The organism is Streptomyces sp. NPDC059853 (assembly GCF_042731495.1).
Classification (GTDB): domain Bacteria; phylum Actinomycetota; class Actinomycetes; order Streptomycetales; family Streptomycetaceae; genus Streptomyces.
This window is the reverse complement of the sequence record NZ_JBHWJL010000587.1, coordinates 1-1033: the sequence shown is the minus strand read 5'-3', so window position 1 is coordinate 1033 and position 1033 is coordinate 1. Positions and strand designations below refer to the sequence as shown.

Below are 1033 nucleotides of genomic sequence, written 5' to 3'. Positions count from 1 at the left end.
GTGTCCGGGGCCGCACCGGGCGCGGGCGCCGGCCGCCACAGGGTCAGCGGGGTGCGGACCGCCCGCGCCGCCGCGGCGCGCGGCGGGCGCAGCACCAGCAGGATGACGCCGAGGAAGAAGGCCACCACCAGACCGTCCATCCAGTAGTGGTGACCGGTGGCCACCACCGCCGTGACGGTGATGAACGGATGGGCCAGCCACAGCCACCGCCACCGGCCGCGGGTGGCCACGATCAGTCCCACCGCGATCACGATCGACCAGCCCACGTGCAGGGAGGGCATCGCGGCGAACTGGTTGGCCAGCGAGTTCGGGTCGGGCTTGCTCGCGTACACCGAGGGGCCGAACACCGCGCTGGTGTCCACCAGGCCGGTGACCTTGTACAGCCGCGGCGGCGCCAGCGGCACCAGCAGGTGCAGGACGAGACCGGCGCCGGTCAGCCACACCAGCACCCAGCGGATCCACACGTAGAAGCCGGGACGGCGGAAGTACATCCAGGCGATGAAGGCGACGGTGGCCGGGAAGTGGACCGTGGCGTAGTAGATGTTGATGGCCCGGATCACCGGCTCGAAGTGCATCATCACCTCCTGCACCCACGCCTCGCTGGGCATCCGCACGGCCCGCTCGAAGTCCCAGATCAGCTCCGCGTTGCGGTACGCCTCGCCGAACTGGCCGTTGGCCGCGCGTCTGCCGAGCTTGTACCCGGCATAGAGCACGGTCAGGAGCAGCAGCTCCCGGATCAGCGGCGGGCGCGGGGCGGGCTCGGACGGCTCTCGCTTCCACGCGCCGGCCGCGCGCTTGAGCACCTGGGTACTGCTTCGCATGGGGCGGTCCCGACGGGAGAAGTGACGAAAGGTGGGTCGCTCGGATGGCTCCGGGACGGGCAGTCTAGGTGTTCCGTACCGGCCGCCCGGCCGGCCGGGGAGGGCGGCGGGCCCCGACTTTGTCCGCAGACAGGAAAAAGACGGGCTGAATTTCGCCGGACTTCTTCCCGTGGGGCGGGCGCGCTGTTACGTTCCCCACCGAAGCCCGGGCG

General features: G+C 71.2%; 1 protein-coding gene. It reads right to left on the bottom strand.

What is annotated here, in order from left to right; all coding sequences use genetic code 11:
- Window positions 1-821: phosphatase PAP2 family protein (locus tag ACFV5N_RS28060; protein WP_385605413.1), on the bottom strand; the 821-nt coding region annotated here is incomplete at its 3' end.
- Window positions 822-1033: the final 212 nt, after the last annotated feature.